The organism is Vibrio sp. 378 (genome assembly GCF_033339435.1).
This window is the reverse complement of record NZ_JAWOUO010000091.1, coordinates 1-1261: the sequence shown is the minus strand read 5'-3', so window position 1 is coordinate 1261 and position 1261 is coordinate 1. Positions and strand designations below refer to the sequence as shown.

Annotated in this window: 1 protein-coding gene and 1 pseudogene; both read left to right on the top strand. The window is 43.8% G+C overall.

From position 1 onward, the window contains the following. The coding region (locus R7Q48_RS24295) for a ribosome biogenesis GTPase Der (protein ID WP_318132651.1) at positions 1-752 on the top strand (752 nt) is incomplete at its 5' end. Positions 753-985: 233 nt separating this feature from the next. Next, positions 986-1261 (top strand): annotated as a pseudogene (locus R7Q48_RS24290) (alanyl-tRNA editing protein); the annotation flags it as partial.

The window sequence follows — 1261 nt, the reverse complement described above, 5'->3', positions numbered from 1 at the left end:
ACATTCCTATGGAACGTGATGGCCGTGAGTATGTAATCATTGATACTGCGGGTGTACGTCGTCGTGGTCGTATTAACGAAACGGTTGAGAAATTCTCCGTTGTTAAAACGTTGAAAGCCGTCGAAGATGCAAACGTAGTGCTATTGGTTATCGACGCACGTGAAAACATCTCTGACCAAGACTTGAGCCTGCTAGGTTTTGCATTGAACGCCGGTCGTTCAATCGTACTAGCGGTAAACAAGTGGGATGGTCTAGATAACGAAGTAAAAGAGAACGTGAAGAAAGAGCTAGACCGCCGCCTAGGTTTCGTTGACTTTGCTCGTATTCACTTTATTTCTGCACTGCACGGTACTGGTGTTGGTCACTTGTTTGAGTCTATCCAAGAAGCGTACAAGTCGGCAACGACACGTGTTGGTACCTCTGTTTTGACTCGTATCATGAAGATGGCGACTGATGATCACCAACCGCCAATGGTTCGTGGCCGTCGTATCAAGCTAAAATACGCGCACGCAGGTGGTTACAACCCACCAATCGTCGTGATTCACGGTAACATGGTTCGTGAACTTCCGGATTCATACAAGCGTTACTTGATGAACTACTTCCGCAAGTCACTGGAAATTATGGGTACGCCAATTCGTATCAACTTCCAGAATAGCGAAAACCCGTTTGAGAATCGTGCGAACAAGCTAACCTTGTCTCAAGAGCGTAAGCGTAAACGTATGATGTCTGTGGTTAAAAACCGCAAAAAATAATTTAAGCATTTGAAGATACCCAAGTTTTTACTTGGGTATTTTTTTATCTGTTTTTTGCAACCTCTAAAAGTGATGTGAGATGTGTCCTTTTCTAAACCTTACTTTCATCATTATCACAATGTTCTTCTGCGCGGTTTTCCTCTAGTGATATTAGTGATGACGTGCAGATTCCTGTATCTTCAAATGCTCAGCACAAAACCTTAACTTCTTACATTCACAAAGATAAGCAAAGCATGACGATTACCGCGACACAAACCCGTTTCTGCCATCAAACTTGGCAGTTGGACGCTCAGATTCAACTCGTTCAAAACCACAATGAAGTGACCTACGTAGTCACCGACGTGACTCCGTTTCATCCCGTTAGCCATATCTGGCCTGATCATCCCGCGGATAAAGGCATCTTAGTATTTAATGATCAACAATTTGAATTGATTGATTGTCAAGTTGGTGCCATTGAAGTGGCAACCGGAGAGTTATTTGTTGGAGCGGCAATCCCTGTAAAGCGCGAT